Raw genomic sequence first — 15,693 nt, forward strand, 5'->3', positions numbered from 1 at the left:
CCGGCTTCGCCGGTGTTCGCGGGTGAACCCGCTCCCACAGGGAAGGCGTATACCCGTCAGCCCGGTATCCTGCCCACGAAGCGCCGCCAGGCCGGCCTGACCCTGATCGAGCTGATGGTTGCCCTGGCCCTTACCGCCGTGCTCGGCATCATGCTCGCCGCCCTGGTCAACGGCTGGCTCAAGGTCCGCGAACGCCTGCAGGTCACCACCCGGGAAACCTCGGTGCTGGACTTCTGCCTGGCCCTGGAGCGTCGCTTCGACAGCCCGGTGATGCGCCGTGTCTACGACCAGCGCCTGCCCCTGGCCAGCCGCTGGCTGGACTGGCAACCGGCAAGCAACCAGTTGCTCTGGGTCGCCACCACCGGCCTGCCGGAAGCCGAAGGCGGCTCGCGCCTGCAACGCCAGCGCCTGCGCTTCGAGGCACGCGAGCAGCGCCTGCTGCTGGAAAGTTCGGCCGACCTTTACGCCGCCGCCGCCCCAGGTTGGGTCCAGCGCGAACGGCTCGATCGGGTCAGTGCCATGAATGTTCTTTATTACCAGGGCGGCCGCTGGCTGGCCTGGCCTTCCGACCAACCTGCGCACCCCGGCCGTGGCGTGCGTCTGGAGCTGCAGCGTGACGGAGCACCCTATGTCTGCACCTTCGCCCTCCCGTGGGGGCGCTCATGAAGTTTGAATGGCGGCGGCGCAGCCCGGCCCAGACATGGCTGTTGCTGCGACCGGGCATTGTCTGGCACTGGGCGCTGGTCGAGGGTGACCTTGTGCAACGCCAAGGCCAGGGCGAGCCCCCGGCGAACCTGCTGGCCCGTGTGGCGTTGGTCCTGCCTGCCCAGGCCTGCAGCCATTTCCGCGTGCCGGCACCGCCCGGCCTCAAGCGTGAAGAATGGCCGCTGTTGCTCGAAGACCGCCTGCTGCAGGCCATCGATGAGGTGACATGCGCCTGCCTGGCTCGCGAGCCTGGCCATCTGCGGTTACTGGTGGTGGCCCGTCAGCAACTGGACGACTGGCGCGGGCAGTGTGCCGAATGGGGCTTGCAGGTGGCGCGTTGCTGGGCGGAGCTGCAGCTGCTGCCGCCCCCTGAGGCGGGCTATGCCTGGCAATGGCAGCGCACACCCGGCATGTCCTTGTACATAGGGCTGGCCGAAGACGGGCAGGAGCACTGGCTGGCTTGGCCGGAGGGACTGGGCGAGGTGCCACGGCAACCGTGGGCGGCGCTGCAAAAGGTCTCGCTGAGCGGCGACTGGCCAAGTACGTTGGTACCGCTCGATACATTGCCCGGCCTGTTCGAGCGTACCCGCAAGGTGCGCCCGCTGCCGGCGGTTTCCCGGCCGCAGCAACGGCTGCTCGCTGCCTGCCTGGTACTGGCTGCCATCTGGGGCGGGCTGTGGTTGAGCACGCAGTGGGGCCAGGCGCAACGCTGGCGCAGCCAGGTCATCGCCGTGACCGGTGAGCAGGCCAGCCCGCGGCACGCCGCGCAGGCCCTCAAGCGCCTGCGCGAAACCGAACTGCAGCAGCAACTGCGCACGCGCCAGCTCGACGACCTGCAGGCGACGTTGCAGGCCTGGTTGCGTGAGCACCCCGGCTGGCGCCTGCAAGCGGTGCGCTTCGATGGCCAGCGCTGGCACCTGCGGCTGGAGGGCGAGGGCAGTGCGCCGCCATGGAGCGACATGGCTACAGCTGCCGGGGCCTCCGTCCAGGTGCAAGATGGCCAAGTGGTGTTCGACCTGGGAGCGGCCTCATGAACCGGGACTGGCTAAAGCGTCATCGTCTGAAGTTCGCCTGGGCACTGATTGCTTTGTTGCTGGCCTTCCTTGCCCTGCGCGCAGGCCTTGCGCAATGGCGCGAGCTCAGCCAGTGGCGCGGGCTGGCCGAACAGGCCGCCAGCCTGCAGCGCGGCCCGGGGTTGAACCTGGAGCGGCTACGCCAGTCGGCTCAGGCGCGGCAGATCGAACTGGCCGAGGTCGATGCGCACGACAAAACCTGGCAACTGCATGGGCAGGTGGCCGACGAGCGCGTGCTGCAAGGCTGGTTGCAAAGCCTGCGTGCAGAAGGTGCCCAGCTACTGCAATGGGGGCTGGAGCAGGATGCCAAGGGCCTGCGCTTCAACCTGGTGGTGCAGCCATGAGCCGCAAGGGCATGGCGTGGGTTGTGCTGGTATTCGTGCTGTCGGTAGTGGTTGAGCTTCCGGCCAATTGGGTGGTGCGTGCGTTCGGCCTGCCAATGCGTGACGCCAGTGGCAGCCTGTGGCAAGGCCAGGCCCGACAGTTGGGCCCGGTCGGGCCTTTGCACTGGACGGTGCAGCCTTGGCGCTTGCAGGCGAATGCGCAGTTGGGCTTTCAGGGCCAGGCCTGGCAGTTGCGTGCCGAAGGCTGGCCTTGGCGCTGGCGGCTCGACGCCTCTGCGGTGGGCGCCCAGGCGACCGTTCCGACGGATTATCGCCTGGCGGGTCAGTGGCAGGGGGCATTGCGAATTCAGGGGGCAGGGCGCCAATGTCTTACCAGTGAAGGCCGCATAACGGTAACCGACCTTGCCCTGAGCGAGCCCTGGTCGCTCGGCCTGGGGCAGGGCTGGCTGGAGATGGACTGCCAGCGCGGCTGGCGCCTGCGCGGGCAGTTGGTGCAGCAGGGGCAGCATCAACTGGCTGTGGATGCCGACCTGCCAGGGCGCCGGGCGCAGGTAGTGTTCGAGTTGCAGCCGGAGGCGGCGCTGACACCCTTGCTACGTGGGGGGCAGTGGATTGGGCCACAGGCATTGGCAGGGCAGCGAGACTTGCGCTGGTAAGGGGAAATGCGTGGAGATTGCATGAAGGCTGGGAGGTGATTGGCTTGAGTCTTGAGTGGGGGCGCAAATCGAGCGCCGCGCGGGCGGCGCTCGATCGTGCAGGCGCCGGAAATGCTCCGACAAACCTCAAGGCCGAATCTCGATCAACGTCCCATCCCGCACCAGGTCCCACACTTCCTGCATGTCGCGGTTACGCATGGCAATGCAGCCATCGGTCCAGTCCAGGGTATGGAAGTACCACTCCGGGTACTCGTCGTTGATCGGTGTGCCATGAATCATGATCATGCTGCCGGCACTCACCCCTTCTCGGGTGGCACGGGCGGCATCGGTGATGTTCGGGTAATTGATGTGTATGGCCAGGTTGAAGCGGTCGCTCTGCTTGCGCCAGTCCAGCCAGTACAGGCCCTCGGGGGTTTTCTTGTCGCCCTCGCGTTCCTTGGCGCCCTTGGGCTGCTTGCCCAGGGAGATGCGGTAGGTTTTCAGCGGCTCGCCACGGCTGATCAACTGCAGGCGGCGTTCGGACTTGATCACCAGCACCTTGTCGATCAGCGGCTGCATGGCCTGCTGCGAAGGCGAGGGTGTTTGCACTGCCGGCTGGGGCTTGCGGAGGATGGTCTCGGTGAAGGCCGCCTGGGACACCGAGGTAACGCAAAGGCAGAAAAGGGCAAACAACCAGCGCATGTAACGGTATCCCTGAAGGCTTCTAGGTAGTGGTCGAGACGTTCATCGGCGGCAGGTATTCATGGCCTATGGGGTAATGCTGCCCGATGCGGTCGCGATAGTAGCATTCTAGTGTGCGAGTGACGGTGCGGAAAGCCAGCTCGCCCCACGGAATCTCATGTTCTTCGAACAGCCGCACTTCCAGGCTTTCGACACCGACCGCGAAATCAAGGTCTGCCAGCTCGGCGCGGAAGAACACGTGCACCTGGTTGATGTGTGGCAGGTCGAACAGCTGGTACAGGCTCATGCTGCCGACCCGGGCGCAGGCTTCCTCGACGGTTTCGCGACGGGCGGCCTGGTCGAGGGTTTCGCCGTTTTCCATGAAACCGGCAGGCAGGGTCCAGAAGCCGCGGCGTGGCTCGATGGCGCGCCGGCACAGCAGCACCTGGCTGCGCCAGGTCGGCAACACGCCGGCGACGATGTTGGGGTTCTGGTAGTGGATGGTCTGGCAAGACTCGCAGACATACCGCAGGCGGCTGTCGCCCTCGGGGATCCGCTGAGTGACCGGCTGGCCGCACGCGCTGCAGAATTTCATGTGTCGTTCCTTTTGCTCTGGGCTATCTTGGCGCGCCGGCCGGGCCGCCGCAAGCGCACAGGGCTTGGGTGCTTCGCGCCTTTGGTGCATCATGCAAGACAGGCCTTGGATACGAGCGTGCGCAATGCTGGACGAGCTACTTCGCCGAATGAGCAACCACCAACCCGCATCACTGGAAACCGACCGACGGTTCCCCGAAGCGGCGGTTCTTTTGCCCATTACCCGCAGCGAAGCGCCCGAACTGGTCCTGACCCTGCGCGCCAAAGGCCTGTCCACCCATGGCGGCGAAGTGGCCTTTCCCGGCGGTCGCCGCGACCCGGAAGACCCCGACCTGGTGTTCACCGCGCTACGTGAAGCTGAAGAGGAAATCGGCTTGCCGCCCGGCCTGGTGGAAGTGATCGGCCCGCTCAGCCCGCTGATTTCGCTGCATGGCCTGAAAGTGACGCCATTCGTCGGGCTTATCCCCGATTTTGTCGAATACCGCGCCAATGATGCCGAGATCGCGGCAGTATTCACCGTGCCGCTGGAGTTCTTCCGCCAGGACCCGCGCGACCATACCCACCGTATCGATTACCAGGGGCGCAGTTGGTATGTGCCCAGCTATCGCTATGGTGAATACAAGATCTGGGGGTTGTCGGCGATCATGATCGTCGAACTGGTCAACCTGCTGTTCGATGCCGGCATCAGCCTGCACCAGCCCCCTGAGCGTCACATCGAAAACTGAGCGGGGCCAACCCCGTCGTCTGCGTTGCAGCCTGAGGAGCAAGCATGAAATACCGCCTGGGCGACCTGCGGGTCGAGAGCCACCCCACCAGTTGGGCCGCACCCAACGCCACGCTGATCGGCAAGGTGCGCCTGCAGGCCAATGCCAGCGTGTGGTTTGGCGCGGTGCTGCGCGGGGACAACGAGCTGATCGACATTGGCGAGGGCAGCAACGTGCAGGATGGCACGGTGATGCACACCGACATGGGGTCGCCGCTGACCTTGGGCAAGGGCGTGACCGTTGGCCACAACGCCATGCTGCATGGCTGCACGGTGGGCGACTACAGCCTGGTCGGTATCAACGCGGTGATCCTCAATGGCGCGCGTATCGGCAAGCACTGCATCATCGGCGCCAATGCGTTGATTGCAGAAGGCAAGGAGATTCCCGACGGTTCACTGGTGATGGGCTCGCCGGGCAAGGTGGTGCGTGAGCTGACCGAACAGCAAAAGCGCATGCTCGAAGCCAGTGCTGCGCATTACGTGCACAATGCCCAGCGTTATGCACGGGAGTTGGTGGTTGACGATGAGTGATGTCGTAGAGCGGCCGGTGGCCTCGCCGTGCGTGAGCATCTGTGCACTGGACGAGCAGGATATCTGCACCGGTTGCCAGCGTAGCGTGGCGGAAATCAGCCGCTGGGGGCGGATGGACAACGACGAGCGCCGCGCGGTGCTCAGGCGTTGCCATGAAAGGGCAGTGGAGGCCGGCCTCATCCTGTAGGCTGACGCGCCCCCCTGTGGGAGCGGGTTCACCCGCGAACACCGGCGCAGCCGGTGCCATCCACCGTGTTGGATTCTTCGCGGGTGAACCCGCTCCCACAGGCATTGCGCAGCCTTCAAAGCTGATGTTGTACCGATGGGGCGGGTTTACCCACGAACAAGCCAGCGGTAATCTGTGCGGCTTGCCCACAGACTACCCGCCATGTTCTATCTGATTGCCTACATCAGCAGCGTAGTGCTGATCAACTACGCCTTCTCCAGCGCGCCGCACCTGGACATCATCTGGTCCGCCTGGGGCGGCCTGGTGTTCATCCTGCGCGACATGGTGCAGACCCGTTTCGGCCATGGTGCACTGGTCGCCATGCTGGTGGCGCTGGTGCTGTCCTATGTCACCTCGGAACCGGCCATCGCCCTGGCCAGTGCCACCGCGTTCTTCATTTCCGAACTGATCGACTGGCTGGTGTTCAGCATTACCCGCCGACCGCTGCGCGACCGCCTGTGGCTGAGCTCGGCACTGAGCATCCCGGTCGACACCTTCATCTTCTTCGGCATGATCGGTGCCCTGACCCCAGCCGTGATCGGCACCGCCATGGCCTCGAAATTCGCCGGTGTCACCGCCGTGTGGCTGGCCATGGCATTTCGCGCCCGGCGGGCCGCCGTGGCGGGTTGATGGTGTAGAATAGCGGTCCTTTTTCAGCGGGCGGCGCCAAGCCTGGTGCGGCCCCGGACGCCTTCGAGGACCTGAAATGACCCGTATCGGAACCCCCTTGTCGCCCACCGCGACCCGTGTACTGCTCTGCGGCTGTGGCGAGCTGGGCAAGGAAGTGGTGATCGAGCTGCAGCGCCTGGGCGTCGAAGTGATCGCCGTCGACCGCTACGCCAATGCCCCGGCAATGCAGGTGGCGCACCGCAGCCACGTGGTCAACATGCTCGATGGCGTGGCCCTGCGCGCCGTGATCGAGGCCGAAAAACCGCACTACATCGTCCCTGAAATCGAAGCCATCGCCACCGCCACCCTGGTCGAGCTGGAAAACGAAGGTTTCAACGTGGTGCCGACCGCCCGCGCCACCCAGCTGACCATGAACCGCGAAGGCATCCGCCGCCTGGCCGCCGAAGAGCTTGACCTGCCAACCTCGCCATACCACTTCGCCGACACCTACGAAGACTACGCCAAGGCCGTGGCCGATGTCGGCTACCCGTGCGTGGTCAAACCGGTGATGAGCTCGTCGGGCAAGGGCCAGAGCCTGCTGCGCAGCGATGCCGACCTGCAGAAGTCGTGGGACTACGCCCAGGAAGGCGGCCGCGCCGGCAAGGGCCGGGTCATCGTCGAGGGCTTCATCGATTTCGAATACGAAATCACCCTGCTGACCGTGCGCCACGTCGGCGGTACCACCTTCCTCGAGCCAGTCGGCCACCGCCAGGAGAAGGGTGACTACCAGGAGTCGTGGCAGCCGCAGGCCATGAGCCCGAAGGCACTGGCCGAGTCGCAGCGGGTGGCCAAGGCGGTCACCGATGCCCTGGGCGGTCGTGGCCTGTTTGGCGTGGAACTGTTCGTGAAGGGCGACCAGGTGTGGTTCAGCGAAGTCTCGCCACGCCCGCATGACACCGGCCTGGTGACCCTGATTTCCCAGGACCTGTCGCAGTTTGCCCTGCATGCCCGTGCCATTCTTGGCCTGCCGATTCCGGCCGTGCGCCAGTTCGGCCCGTCGGCGTCGGCGGTGATCTTGCCTGAGGGGCAGTCGCAGCAGACCAGCTTTGCCAACCTGGGCGCTGCCTTGAGCGAGCCGGATACCGCCATTCGCCTGTTCGGCAAGCCGGAAATCAACGGTACCCGCCGCATGGGCGTGTGCCTGGCGCGTGACGAGTCGGTCGAATTGGCGCGGGCCAAGGCGACCCGTGCTGCGCAGGCGGTCAAGGTCGAGTTCTGATCCGATCGGGGCTGCGTTGCAGCCCTTCGCGGGCACGCCCGCTCCCACAGGTTTCGGCGCTACCCCTGTGGGAGCGGGCGTGCCCGCGAAGGGCCGCAACGCGGCCCCAATTACTTACAGCTGCGTATTGCGGGTCTCTTTCAGGCACAGTACGGCAATCAAGCTGATCACCGCCGCCGCCGATACATATCCCCCCACCCAACTTAACCCACCCATGCTCACCAGCTTCTGGGCAAAGAACGGTGCCGCCGAGGCCCCGACGATGCCGCCCAGGTTATACGCCGCCGAAGCGCCGGTATAACGCACGTGAGTCGGGAACAGTTCAGGCAGCAGTGCCCCCATCGGCGCAAAGGTCACGCCCATCAGGAACAGCTCGATGGCCAGAAACAGCGCCACGCCTGCGGTCGACCCCGAAGTCAGCAGCGGTTCCATGGCAAAGCCCGAGGCTACCGCCAGCAGGCCGCCGACGATCAGCACCGGTTTGCGCCCGTAGCGGTCGCTGAGCCAGGCCGACAGTGGTGTGGCCAGGGCCATGAACACCACCGCGAAGCACAGCAGGCCAAGGAACGTCTCGCGGCTGTAGCCCAGCGTGGTCACGCCATAGCTCAGCGAGAATACCGTGGAGATGTAGAACAGCGCGTAGCACACCACCATCGCCGCTGCGCCCAGCAGGGTCTGCAGCCAGTATCTGGAAAACAGGTCGACCACCGGCATTTTCACCCGCTCGTGGCGGGCCACGGCCTTGGCGAACACCGGGCTTTCTTCAAGCTTCAGGCGCACATACAGGCCCACCAGTACCAGCGCGGCGCTGAGCAGGAACGGAATGCGCCAGCCCCACTCGCGGAACTGCTCGTCGCTGAGCACCAGGGCCAGGGTCAGGAACAGGCCGTTGGCGGCCAAAAAGCCGATCGACGGGCCCAACTGCGGGAACATGCCGAACCAGGCTCGCTTGCCTTCCGGCGCGTTCTCGGTGGCCAGCAAGGCCGCACCACCCCATTCGCCGCCCAGGCCCAGGCCTTGGCCAAAACGCAGCAGGCAGAGGATGATCGGCGCCCATACACCAATGCTGTCGTAGCCCGGCAGCACGCCGATGGCCGTCGTGGATACGCCCATCAGCAGCAGTGAGGCGACCAGGGTCGACTTGCGGCCGATACGGTCGCCAAAGTGGCCGAACAGTGCCGAGCCCAGCGGGCGGGCGAGGAAGGCGATGCCGAAGGTAAGAAAGGCCGCCAGCATCTGCGCAGTGCCCGACCCGGACGGGAAGAACACCGGGCCGATCACCAGTGCAGCGGCGGTGGCGTAGACGTAGAAATCGTAGAACTCGATGGCGGTGCCGATGAAGCTGGCGGTGGCTACCCGCGCGGGCGAGTTGACCGGCGCGGCAGGCGCTTCGGCATAGGTGCTGCTGATTGTCATTAAGTAGGTCCCTAACAGTCTGGTCCAGCTCCATGGGCGTGCGAGGCAAAAGGCAAGCACCGCTGCGTGGACGCGGGAGCGTTTTGTTGTTGTGTGCGCCCGACTGACGATAGCCCAAGGGGGATAGGGGCGGGGGCGGGCACTGTTCGGGGTGTTGAAGCAGGACCGCAGGGCGTGTCAGTGGAGCGGACTGGCCGTGGGGCGCCGGGTGCGGGTAGCAGGCGGGACGGCGGGGCTGGGTAAGCGTGACCCGAGTATAGCTATCGGGTCACGGTCCACACCAGTACCTTGCTGGCACAATTGTCCTCTGTTTCGAGGATTTCCAGGCGATAGCGGCCGATCTTCAGGCAAACGGCGCTTTCCGGGATGCTTTCCAGCGCCTCGGTGACCAGCCCGTTGAGGGTTTTCGGCCCGCCGTCGCAGGGCAGGTGCCAGCCCAGGCTGCGGTTGATTTCGCGTAGCGAAGCGGTGCCGTCGATGACGAAGGTGCCATCGGGCTGCGGGTGCACATGGGGGTTGACCAAACTGTGTTCATCCTCGAACTCGCCAACGATCTCTTCGAGGATGTCTTCCAGGGTGACGATGCCCAGCACTTCGCCGTACTCGTCCACCACCACGCCCAGGCGGCGCTGCTGCTTGTGGAAGTTCAGCAGCTGCATTTGCAGGGGCGTGCTCTCCGGCACGAAATAGGGCTCGTAGCAGGCGCCGAGCAGCGTCTCCAGGGTCAGCTCGGCCTTGGGCAGCAGGTGGCTGATCAGCTTGGTGTTGAGGATCGCTTCAACCTGGTTGATGTCGCTGTGGTACACCGGCAGGCGGGTGTGGCGGCTGACGATCAGTTGCTCGATGATGCGCTCGATCGGCTCGTCGAGGCTGATGCCGTCCACTTCGTTGCGCGGTACCAGGATGTCGTTGACGGTCATCTTGTCCAGTGACTGCAGGCCGTCGAGCAGGCCGTGGCGCGGCGCTTCGTGTTCCTCGTCCTCGTCGAACTCGTCGGCTTCCTGCGGGTGCAGGGCCACGGCCGTGGGTTGCACGCGGAACGGACGCAGGATCAGCTTGGCAACGCCATCCAGCAGGCAGGCCAGTGGTTGCAGCAGGGTGAGGGGCACTTTCAGCAGGCTGGCGCCGAGGCTGACGAACGCCTGCGGGTTGCGCCGGGCCAGGCGCCGCGGCAGGTATTCGGCGAACACCAGCAAGGTGAGGGTGGCGGCCAGCCCGGCCAGCCAGAAGCCGTGTTCGCCGCTATGGCGCTGGCCGACCAGGCAGGCCAGGCCCAGCACCAGCAGCTTGCCCAGGCTGGCGCACAGCACCAGGGCCTGGGCCGGCAGCACGGGCTGGCCGTCCTCGCCGGCGCGCAGCGCGCCATTGAGTTGCAGGCGGGCGGCATCCACCGCAGTGAATAGCGACGACCACAACAGCGCCAGTGCCAGGGTGCCGAATAGCGGTGCGTACGGCAGGGTATCCATGGGCGGCCGTCAGATATGCAGGATGAATTCGCGAACCAGCTTGCTGCCGAAATAGGCCAGCATCAGCAGGCAGAAACCGGCCAGCGTCCAGCGGATGGCCTTGTGGCCACGCCAGCCCAGGCGGGTGCGGCCCCACAACAGTACGCTGAACACTACCCAGGCGACACAGGCCAGCAGGGTCTTGTGTGCCAGGTGCTGGGCGAACAGGTTGTCGAGGAACAGCCAGCCGGAGATCAGCGACAGCGACAGCAGGCACCAGCCGGCCCAGAGGAAGCCGAACAGCAGGCTTTCCATGGTTTGCAGCGGCGGGAAGTTGCGGATCAGCCCGGACGGGTGCTTGTTCTTCAACTGGCGGTCCTGCAGCAGCAACAACAGCGCCTGGAACACCGCGATGGTGAACAGCCCGTAGGCCAGGATCGACAGCAGGATATGCGCGAGGATGCCCGGCTCTTCGTTTACCAGCGGTACCGTGCCAGGGGGCGCGAACTGGGCCAGCAGCGCAGTCACCGCACCCAGCGGGAACAGCAGCACCAGCAGGTTCTCCACGGGTATGCGCAAGCAGGCCAGCAGGGTCAGGGCGATGACCGCCACGGCGATCAGGCTGGCGGCACTGAAGAAGTCCAGGCTCAGGCCCAGCGGGGTGATCAGCTGGAAGAACAGCGCACCGGCCTGGGCGAGCACCGCGAAGGCACCCAGCAGGGCAAGCAGGCGCTTGTCGGCCTTGCGGTTACGGGCAAGGTAGGAACCCTGGTAGATGGCCGCGGCTATATATAGGCCGGCGGCGATCAGGTTGGGGAGGAGGCTGGGTGAGGAGAACATAAGTCCTGGTTGGCGAGCCTTAAAGAGACGGAGTTTGGCATAGATCGCGCTGGTCTAGGAAGACTGGCAGGCTGCGGTGCGGTATTCGCGGGTGAACCCGCTCCCACAGGTATGGCGCCGGTTTCGAATGGGGTGGGGACCCTGTGGGAGCGGGTTCACCCGCGAAGAGGCCGGCACAGCCACCGATTATCTACCATACCGCCGCCAAGGTGTGCGCCGCCGTCGCACTTCGCTATAATCGCCGCCTTGCTGTGCCCGGCGGGTATGCATTCCCCCTGGGCGCCTGACAAACCTCGGCTTTTACTGGGCCTGAAAGGATCACCATGTTCGAAAACCTGACCGACCGCCTGTCACAGACGCTGCGCCATGTCACCGGCAAGGCCAAGCTGACCGAAGACAACATCAAGGACACGCTGCGCGAAGTGCGCATGGCCCTGCTCGAGGCCGACGTTGCCCTGCCGGTGGTCAAGGATTTCGTCAACAGCGTCAAGGACCGTGCAGTCGGCACCGAAGTGTCGCGCAGCCTGACCCCTGGCCAGGCGTTCGTGAAGATCGTCCAGGCCGAGCTGGAAAGCCTTATGGGCGCGGCCAATGAAGACCTCGCGCTGAACGCCGCCCCGCCCGCCGTGGTGCTGATGGCCGGCCTGCAGGGCGCCGGTAAGACCACCACCGCCGGCAAGCTGGCGCGCTTCCTCAAGGAGCGCAAGAAAAAGAGCGTGATGGTAGTGTCCGCCGACGTCTACCGCCCGGCGGCGATCAAGCAGCTGGAAACCCTGGCCAACGACATCGGTGTCACCTTCTTCCCGTCCGACATCAGCCAGAAGCCGGTGGCCATCGCTGAAGCGGCCATCCGCGAAGCCAAGCTGAAGTTCATCGATGTGGTCATCGTCGACACCGCCGGCCGTCTGCACATCGACGCCGACATGATGGACGAGATCAAGGCGCTGCACGCCGCGGTCAAGCCGATCGAGACCCTGTTCGTGGTCGACGCCATGACCGGCCAGGACGCCGCCAACACCGCCAAGGCGTTTGGCGAGGCGCTGCCGCTGACCGGCGTGGTGCTGACCAAGGTCGACGGTGACGCCCGTGGCGGTGCCGCGCTGTCGGTGCGTGCCATCACCGGCAAGCCGATCAAGTTCATCGGTATGGGCGAGAAGACCGAAGCCCTCGAACCATTCCACCCCGACCGTGTCGCCTCGCGCATCCTCGGCATGGGTGACGTGCTCAGCCTGATCGAGCAGGCCGAGCAGAACATCGACAAGGCCAAGGCCGACAAGCTGGCCAAGAAGCTGAAGAAGGGCAAGGGCTTCGACCTCGAAGACTTCCGCGATCAGCTGCAGCAGATGAAGAACATGGGCGGCCTCGGCGGCCTGATGGACAAGCTGCCGAGCATCGGCGGGGTCAACCTGTCGCAGATGGGCAACGCCCAGGGCGCGGCCGAGAAGCAGTTCAAGCAGATGGAAGCGATCATCAACTCCATGACCCCGGCCGAGCGCCGTGATCCAGAGTTGATCAGCGGCTCGCGCAAGCGCCGTATCGCCATCGGTTCCGGCACCCAGGTGCAGGACGTCGGCCGCCTGATCAAGCAGCACAAGCAAATGCAGAAGATGATGAAGAAATTCTCCGCCAAGGGCGGCATGGCCAAGATGATGCGCGGCCTGGGCGGGATGCTGCCGGGCGGCGGCATGCCGAAGCTGTAACCCCTATTCCGGGTGCCTGCCGTTCGTCCGGCAGGCGCCCAGAACCCCCGCTGTGGCGGGGCAATGGCCGCGGATTTCGCGGCTCAACCGGCAGATCTGGACGGCAGGGCAGGGCCTTGCCGAAAAAGTCATTTGCAAATGTCCGTGTATTCCCCGAGAATATGCGGCCTTTTGGGCACCCGTGTGCCTATTTGGCATTCAGATTTGCAGTACCAGCTGCTGTATCAACTGCAGCACCGACTATAGGAACGATGTTCACATGGTAACCATTCGTCTGGCCCGTGGCGGCTCGAAAAAGCGCCCATTCTACCACCTGACCGTGACCAACTCGCGTAACGCCCGTGACGGCCGTTTCGTTGAGCGCGTAGGTTTCTTCAACCCGATCGCTGCTGGCGCCGAAGTCAAGCTGTCGGTCAACCAAGAGCGCGTCAACTACTGGCTGAGCCAGGGTGCACAGCCGTCTGAGCGCGTTGCTCAGCTGCTGAAGGACGCTGCCAAGGCTGCTGCCTGAGCAGTATGAACGCGACGCCAGAAAAGGCTGACGACCTCATCGTCGTTGGCAAGATTTTTTCGGTTCACGGCGTTCGCGGCGAGGTGAAGGTGTATTCCTTTACCGATCCGATTGAAAACCTGTTGGATTATCCGCGCTGGACGCTTCGGCACGAAGGCAAGGTAAAGCAGGTCGAGCTGGTCAACGGTCGTGGCTCCCAGAAGGGCCTGGTCGTGAAGCTGAAAGGCCTCGATGATCGCGATGAAGCCCGTCTTCTGAGCGGTTACGAAATCTGCATACCGCGGAGCCTTTTGCCCAACCTGGCTGCTGACGAGTACTACTGGTACCAGTTGGTGGGCCTGAAGGTCATCAACCAGGACGAACAACTGTTCGGCAAGGTCGATCACCTGTTGGAGACCGGTGCGAACGATGTAATGGTGGTCAAGCCCTGCGCAGGCAGCCTGGATGATCGCGAGCGTCTGTTGCCCTATACGGCGCAATGCGTGCTCGACATCGACCTGGAAGCTGGCGTGATGCGGGTTGAATGGGACGCGGACTTCTAAACGATGGGTAACCTTCGCGTAGACGTCATCACGTTGTTCCCCGAGATGTTCTCGGCCATCACGGAGTACGGCATTACCAGCCGCGCGGTGAAACAGGGGTTGCTTCAGGTGACTTGCTGGAACCCGCGGGACTACACCACAGATCGTCACCACACGGTGGATGATCGGCCGTTTGGCGGTGGTCCGGGCATGGTGATGAAAATCAAGCCTCTGGAAGACGCCCTGGTTAGCGCCAGGCAAGCGACCGGAGCAGCGGCGAAGGTGATCTACCTTTCGCCACAAGGCCGCAAGCTGACTCAGCAGGCGGTCAAAGGCCTGGCCGAACAGGAATCGTTGATCCTGATCGCCGGTCGTTATGAAGGCATCGACGAGCGCTTTATCGAGGCTCATGTCGATGAGGAGTGGTCGATTGGCGACTATGTGCTTTCCGGTGGCGAGCTGCCGGCCATGGTACTGATCGATGCGGTTACACGGCTGCTGCCCGGAGCTTTAGGGCATGTGGACTCGGCGGAAGAAGATTCTTTCACCGACGGTCTGCTCGATTGCCCGCACTACACCCGACCTGAGGTGTATGCGGATCAGCGTGTTCCCGACGTGTTGCTAAGTGGCAACCATGCACACATCCGGCGTTGGAGAATGAAGCAGTCCCTTGGTAGGACCTTCGAACGACGCGCCGATCTTCTGGAAAGTCGCTCGCTTTCTGGAGAAGAGAAGAAGCTGCTCGAGGAATATCTCCGCGAGCGGGACGATAGTTAAACGTATCGATGGTGGATCACGTATCCATCTTAGGAGCACAGCATGACCAACAAGATCATCCAGCAGCTCGAAGCCGAGCAGATGAGCAAGGAAATCCCGACCTTCGCACCAGGCGACACCGTTGTCGTTCAGGTTAAAGTGAAGGAAGGTGAGCGTTCCCGTCTGCAGGCGTTCGAAGGCGTCGTTATCGCCAAGCGTAACCGCGGTCTGAACAGCGCCTTCACCGTGCGCAAGATCTCCAGCGGCGTTGGCGTAGAGCGTACCTTCCAGACCTACAGCCCGCAAATCGACAGCCTGGCCGTGAAACGTCGTGGTGACGTGCGTAAAGCCAAGCTGTACTACCTGCGCGACCTGTCCGGCAAAGCCGCTCGCATCAAGGAAAAACTGTCCTGAGTACAGTTTGCCCGGTGGCCAAGGCCGCCTAGCGAGAAAAAAGCAGCCTTCGGGCTGCTTTTTTGCTTTTTGCCCCCCGAAGATGTGATTGCCATGACTACCCGAGACCAGGAAATCCTGCGCCGCACCGAGCTGTCGGTGACCCGCGTGACCAAGGCGGTATTTCCCAACACCACCAACCACCACAACACCCTGTTCGGCGGCACCGCCCTGGCCTGGATGGACGAAGTGTCGTTCATCGCCGCCACGCGCTTCTGCCGCCTGCCGCTGGTGACCGTGTCCACCGACCGCATCGACTTCAAGCACCCGATTCCGGCGGGCTCGATCGTGGAGCTGGTGGGGTCGGTGATCAAGGTGGGCAATACCAGCTTGCAGGTGCAAGTGGATGTATTTGTCGAGAATATGTACCTGGATGGGCGCGAGCGAGCGATCCATGGCGTGTTCAGCTTCGTCGCCATCGACGAGGACAAGCGCCCGGTGCCGGTTCTGCCCCAGGCCTGAGTTCTCCTGCACTGGCCCTTTCGCGGCTAAAGCCGCTCCCACAGGGATCGCACATACCTCGAGGGCGGTGATATCCCTGTGGGAGCGGCTTTAGCCGCGAAGAGGCCAGTACAGACAACAATTATGCTGCTGTGAAACACTAAGCCACC

General features: G+C 64.1%; 20 protein-coding genes. 15 read left to right on the top strand and 5 right to left on the bottom strand.

Features of this window, described 5'->3' with window-relative positions:
* Nucleotides 1–69 precede the first annotated feature (69 nt).
* The 4 genes from MKK04_RS05250 to MKK04_RS05265 are packed head-to-tail and all read left to right on the top strand — an operon-like array spanning nt 70 to nt 2,778.
* Nucleotides 70–666 (top strand): type II secretion system protein, encoded by a 597-nt coding sequence (locus tag MKK04_RS05250; RefSeq protein ID WP_267933469.1) that lies wholly within the window; start codon nt 70–72, stop codon nt 664–666.
* Nucleotides 663–1,739 carry a type II secretion system protein GspL gene (gspL, locus tag MKK04_RS05255; RefSeq protein WP_233693913.1) on the top strand — a complete coding sequence of 359 codons (1,077 nt, stop codon included), beginning with the start codon at nt 663–665 and terminating at the stop codon, nt 1,737–1,739. The genes MKK04_RS05250 and gspL overlap by 4 nt, the downstream gene beginning before the upstream one ends.
* Nucleotides 1,736–2,122, top strand: coding sequence for a type II secretion system protein GspM (gene gspM / locus MKK04_RS05260; protein ID WP_241106319.1), 387 nt, complete (start codon nt 1,736–1,738; stop codon nt 2,120–2,122). The genes gspL and gspM overlap by 4 nt, the downstream gene beginning before the upstream one ends.
* Nucleotides 2,119–2,778, top strand: coding sequence for a type II secretion system protein N (locus MKK04_RS05265; RefSeq protein WP_233687221.1), 660 nt, complete (start codon nt 2,119–2,121; stop codon nt 2,776–2,778). Before gspM ends, MKK04_RS05265 begins: the two co-directional genes overlap by 4 nt.
* Before the next feature lie 126 nt (nt 2,779–2,904).
* On the opposite strand, the gene MKK04_RS05270 is transcribed toward MKK04_RS05265, so the two are convergent.
* Together MKK04_RS05270 and MKK04_RS05275 are read right to left on the bottom strand one after the other, a co-directional pair.
* Nucleotides 2,905–3,459 carry a L,D-transpeptidase family protein gene (locus MKK04_RS05270; protein ID WP_063911447.1) on the bottom strand — a complete coding sequence of 185 codons (555 nt, stop codon included), beginning with the start codon at nt 3,457–3,459 and terminating at the stop codon, nt 2,905–2,907.
* A 22-nt stretch (nt 3,460–3,481) separates the two neighbouring features.
* Nucleotides 3,482–4,033, bottom strand: a complete 552-nt coding sequence (locus tag MKK04_RS05275) for an NUDIX hydrolase (RefSeq protein ID WP_063911448.1) — start codon at nt 4,031–4,033, stop codon at nt 3,482–3,484.
* Nucleotides 4,034–4,157: 124 nt separating this feature from the next.
* Between MKK04_RS05275 and MKK04_RS05280 the strand changes: the two genes are divergently transcribed.
* The 5 genes from MKK04_RS05280 to purT all read left to right on the top strand — a co-directional run bounded on the left by MKK04_RS05280 (nt 4,158) and on the right by purT (nt 7,440).
* Nucleotides 4,158–4,757: a CoA pyrophosphatase gene (locus tag MKK04_RS05280; protein ID WP_020191180.1), complete on the top strand. Its 600-nt coding sequence runs from the start codon at nt 4,158–4,160 to the stop codon at nt 4,755–4,757.
* Between the two features lie 44 nt (nt 4,758–4,801).
* Nucleotides 4,802–5,326, top strand: coding sequence for a gamma carbonic anhydrase family protein (locus MKK04_RS05285; protein ID WP_112250926.1), 525 nt, complete (start codon nt 4,802–4,804; stop codon nt 5,324–5,326).
* Nucleotides 5,319–5,513 carry a DUF1289 domain-containing protein gene (locus MKK04_RS05290; protein ID WP_207835678.1) on the top strand — a complete coding sequence of 65 codons (195 nt, stop codon included), beginning with the start codon at nt 5,319–5,321 and terminating at the stop codon, nt 5,511–5,513. The genes MKK04_RS05285 and MKK04_RS05290 overlap by 8 nt, the downstream gene beginning before the upstream one ends.
* A gap of 201 nt (nt 5,514–5,714) precedes the next feature.
* The gene (locus MKK04_RS05295; protein ID WP_010952556.1) at nt 5,715–6,182 is read left to right on the top strand and encodes a VUT family protein; all 468 of its coding nucleotides are present in this window, start codon (nt 5,715–5,717) and stop codon (nt 6,180–6,182) included.
* 76 nt (nt 6,183–6,258) lie between these two features.
* A complete protein-coding gene (purT, locus tag MKK04_RS05300) occupies nt 6,259–7,440 on the top strand; it encodes a formate-dependent phosphoribosylglycinamide formyltransferase (RefSeq protein ID WP_063911450.1) in 1,182 nt (393 codons plus the stop codon).
* 114 nt (nt 7,441–7,554) lie between these two features.
* Here purT and MKK04_RS05305 read toward each other — a convergent pair whose 3' ends face one another.
* The 3 genes from MKK04_RS05305 to MKK04_RS05315 all read right to left on the bottom strand — a co-directional run bounded on the left by MKK04_RS05305 (nt 7,555) and on the right by MKK04_RS05315 (nt 11,141).
* Nucleotides 7,555–8,856, bottom strand: coding sequence for an MFS transporter (locus MKK04_RS05305; RefSeq protein ID WP_233687220.1), 1,302 nt, complete (start codon nt 8,854–8,856; stop codon nt 7,555–7,557).
* A gap of 260 nt (nt 8,857–9,116) precedes the next feature.
* Nucleotides 9,117–10,322 carry a transporter associated domain-containing protein gene (locus MKK04_RS05310; protein WP_241106320.1) on the bottom strand — a complete coding sequence of 402 codons (1,206 nt, stop codon included), beginning with the start codon at nt 10,320–10,322 and terminating at the stop codon, nt 9,117–9,119.
* 9 nt (nt 10,323–10,331) lie between these two features.
* The gene (locus MKK04_RS05315; protein WP_233693915.1) at nt 10,332–11,141 is read right to left on the bottom strand and encodes a cytochrome C assembly family protein; all 810 of its coding nucleotides are present in this window, start codon (nt 11,139–11,141) and stop codon (nt 10,332–10,334) included.
* A 323-nt stretch (nt 11,142–11,464) separates the two neighbouring features.
* Between MKK04_RS05315 and ffh the strand changes: the two genes are divergently transcribed.
* From ffh to MKK04_RS05345, 6 genes are all read left to right on the top strand, one after another.
* Entirely contained in the window at nt 11,465–12,841 is a 1,377-nt protein-coding gene (gene ffh / locus MKK04_RS05320) for a signal recognition particle protein (RefSeq protein ID WP_013971189.1), read from the top strand.
* 259 nt (nt 12,842–13,100) lie between these two features.
* Nucleotides 13,101–13,352, top strand: a complete 252-nt coding sequence (rpsP, locus tag MKK04_RS05325) for a 30S ribosomal protein S16 (RefSeq protein WP_003259424.1) — start codon at nt 13,101–13,103, stop codon at nt 13,350–13,352.
* Between the two features lie 5 nt (nt 13,353–13,357).
* Complete coding sequence (rimM, locus tag MKK04_RS05330) at nt 13,358–13,894, top strand: ribosome maturation factor RimM (RefSeq protein WP_025337913.1); 537 nt, start codon at nt 13,358–13,360, stop codon at nt 13,892–13,894.
* 3 nt (nt 13,895–13,897) lie between these two features.
* Complete coding sequence (trmD, locus tag MKK04_RS05335) at nt 13,898–14,650, top strand: tRNA (guanosine(37)-N1)-methyltransferase TrmD (protein ID WP_003252146.1); 753 nt, start codon at nt 13,898–13,900, stop codon at nt 14,648–14,650.
* A 42-nt stretch (nt 14,651–14,692) separates the two neighbouring features.
* Nucleotides 14,693–15,043: a 50S ribosomal protein L19 gene (rplS, locus tag MKK04_RS05340; RefSeq protein WP_003252148.1), complete on the top strand. Its 351-nt coding sequence runs from the start codon at nt 14,693–14,695 to the stop codon at nt 15,041–15,043.
* A gap of 93 nt (nt 15,044–15,136) precedes the next feature.
* Nucleotides 15,137–15,544, top strand: coding sequence for an acyl-CoA thioesterase (locus MKK04_RS05345; RefSeq protein WP_025337914.1), 408 nt, complete (start codon nt 15,137–15,139; stop codon nt 15,542–15,544).
* Nucleotides 15,545–15,693: the final 149 nt, after the last annotated feature.

Origin of the sequence: Pseudomonas sp. LS.1a, from assembly GCF_022533585.1 — a bacterium.
Classification (GTDB): Bacteria; Pseudomonadota; Gammaproteobacteria; order Pseudomonadales; family Pseudomonadaceae; genus Aquipseudomonas.

Excerpts from the sequence above, each read along its gene's own strand:
- gspL (WP_233693913.1), top strand. The coding sequence starts at position 663 with ATGAAGTTTGAATGGCGGCGGCGCAGCCCGGCCCAGACATGGCTGTTG.
- gspM (WP_241106319.1), top strand. The coding sequence starts at position 1,736 with ATGAACCGGGACTGGCTAAAGCGTCATCGTCTGAAGTTCGCCTGGGCA.
- MKK04_RS05265 (WP_233687221.1), top strand. The coding sequence starts at position 2,119 with ATGAGCCGCAAGGGCATGGCGTGGGTTGTGCTGGTATTCGTGCTGTCG.
- MKK04_RS05270 (WP_063911447.1), bottom strand. The coding sequence starts at position 3,459 with ATGCGCTGGTTGTTTGCCCTTTTCTGCCTTTGCGTTACCTCGGTGTCC.
- MKK04_RS05275 (WP_063911448.1), bottom strand. The coding sequence starts at position 4,033 with ATGAAATTCTGCAGCGCGTGCGGCCAGCCGGTCACTCAGCGGATCCCC.
- MKK04_RS05280 (WP_020191180.1), top strand. The coding sequence starts at position 4,158 with ATGCTGGACGAGCTACTTCGCCGAATGAGCAACCACCAACCCGCATCA.
- MKK04_RS05285 (WP_112250926.1), top strand. The coding sequence starts at position 4,802 with ATGAAATACCGCCTGGGCGACCTGCGGGTCGAGAGCCACCCCACCAGT.
- MKK04_RS05290 (WP_207835678.1), top strand. The coding sequence starts at position 5,319 with ATGAGTGATGTCGTAGAGCGGCCGGTGGCCTCGCCGTGCGTGAGCATC.
- MKK04_RS05295 (WP_010952556.1), top strand. The coding sequence starts at position 5,715 with ATGTTCTATCTGATTGCCTACATCAGCAGCGTAGTGCTGATCAACTAC.
- purT (WP_063911450.1), top strand. The coding sequence starts at position 6,259 with ATGACCCGTATCGGAACCCCCTTGTCGCCCACCGCGACCCGTGTACTG.
- MKK04_RS05305 (WP_233687220.1), bottom strand. The coding sequence starts at position 8,856 with ATGACAATCAGCAGCACCTATGCCGAAGCGCCTGCCGCGCCGGTCAAC.
- MKK04_RS05310 (WP_241106320.1), bottom strand. The coding sequence starts at position 10,322 with ATGGATACCCTGCCGTACGCACCGCTATTCGGCACCCTGGCACTGGCG.
- MKK04_RS05315 (WP_233693915.1), bottom strand. The coding sequence starts at position 11,141 with ATGTTCTCCTCACCCAGCCTCCTCCCCAACCTGATCGCCGCCGGCCTA.
- ffh (WP_013971189.1), top strand. The coding sequence starts at position 11,465 with ATGTTCGAAAACCTGACCGACCGCCTGTCACAGACGCTGCGCCATGTC.
- rpsP (WP_003259424.1), top strand. The coding sequence starts at position 13,101 with ATGGTAACCATTCGTCTGGCCCGTGGCGGCTCGAAAAAGCGCCCATTC.
- rimM (WP_025337913.1), top strand. The coding sequence starts at position 13,358 with ATGAACGCGACGCCAGAAAAGGCTGACGACCTCATCGTCGTTGGCAAG.
- trmD (WP_003252146.1), top strand. The coding sequence starts at position 13,898 with ATGGGTAACCTTCGCGTAGACGTCATCACGTTGTTCCCCGAGATGTTC.
- rplS (WP_003252148.1), top strand. The coding sequence starts at position 14,693 with ATGACCAACAAGATCATCCAGCAGCTCGAAGCCGAGCAGATGAGCAAG.
- MKK04_RS05345 (WP_025337914.1), top strand. The coding sequence starts at position 15,137 with ATGACTACCCGAGACCAGGAAATCCTGCGCCGCACCGAGCTGTCGGTG.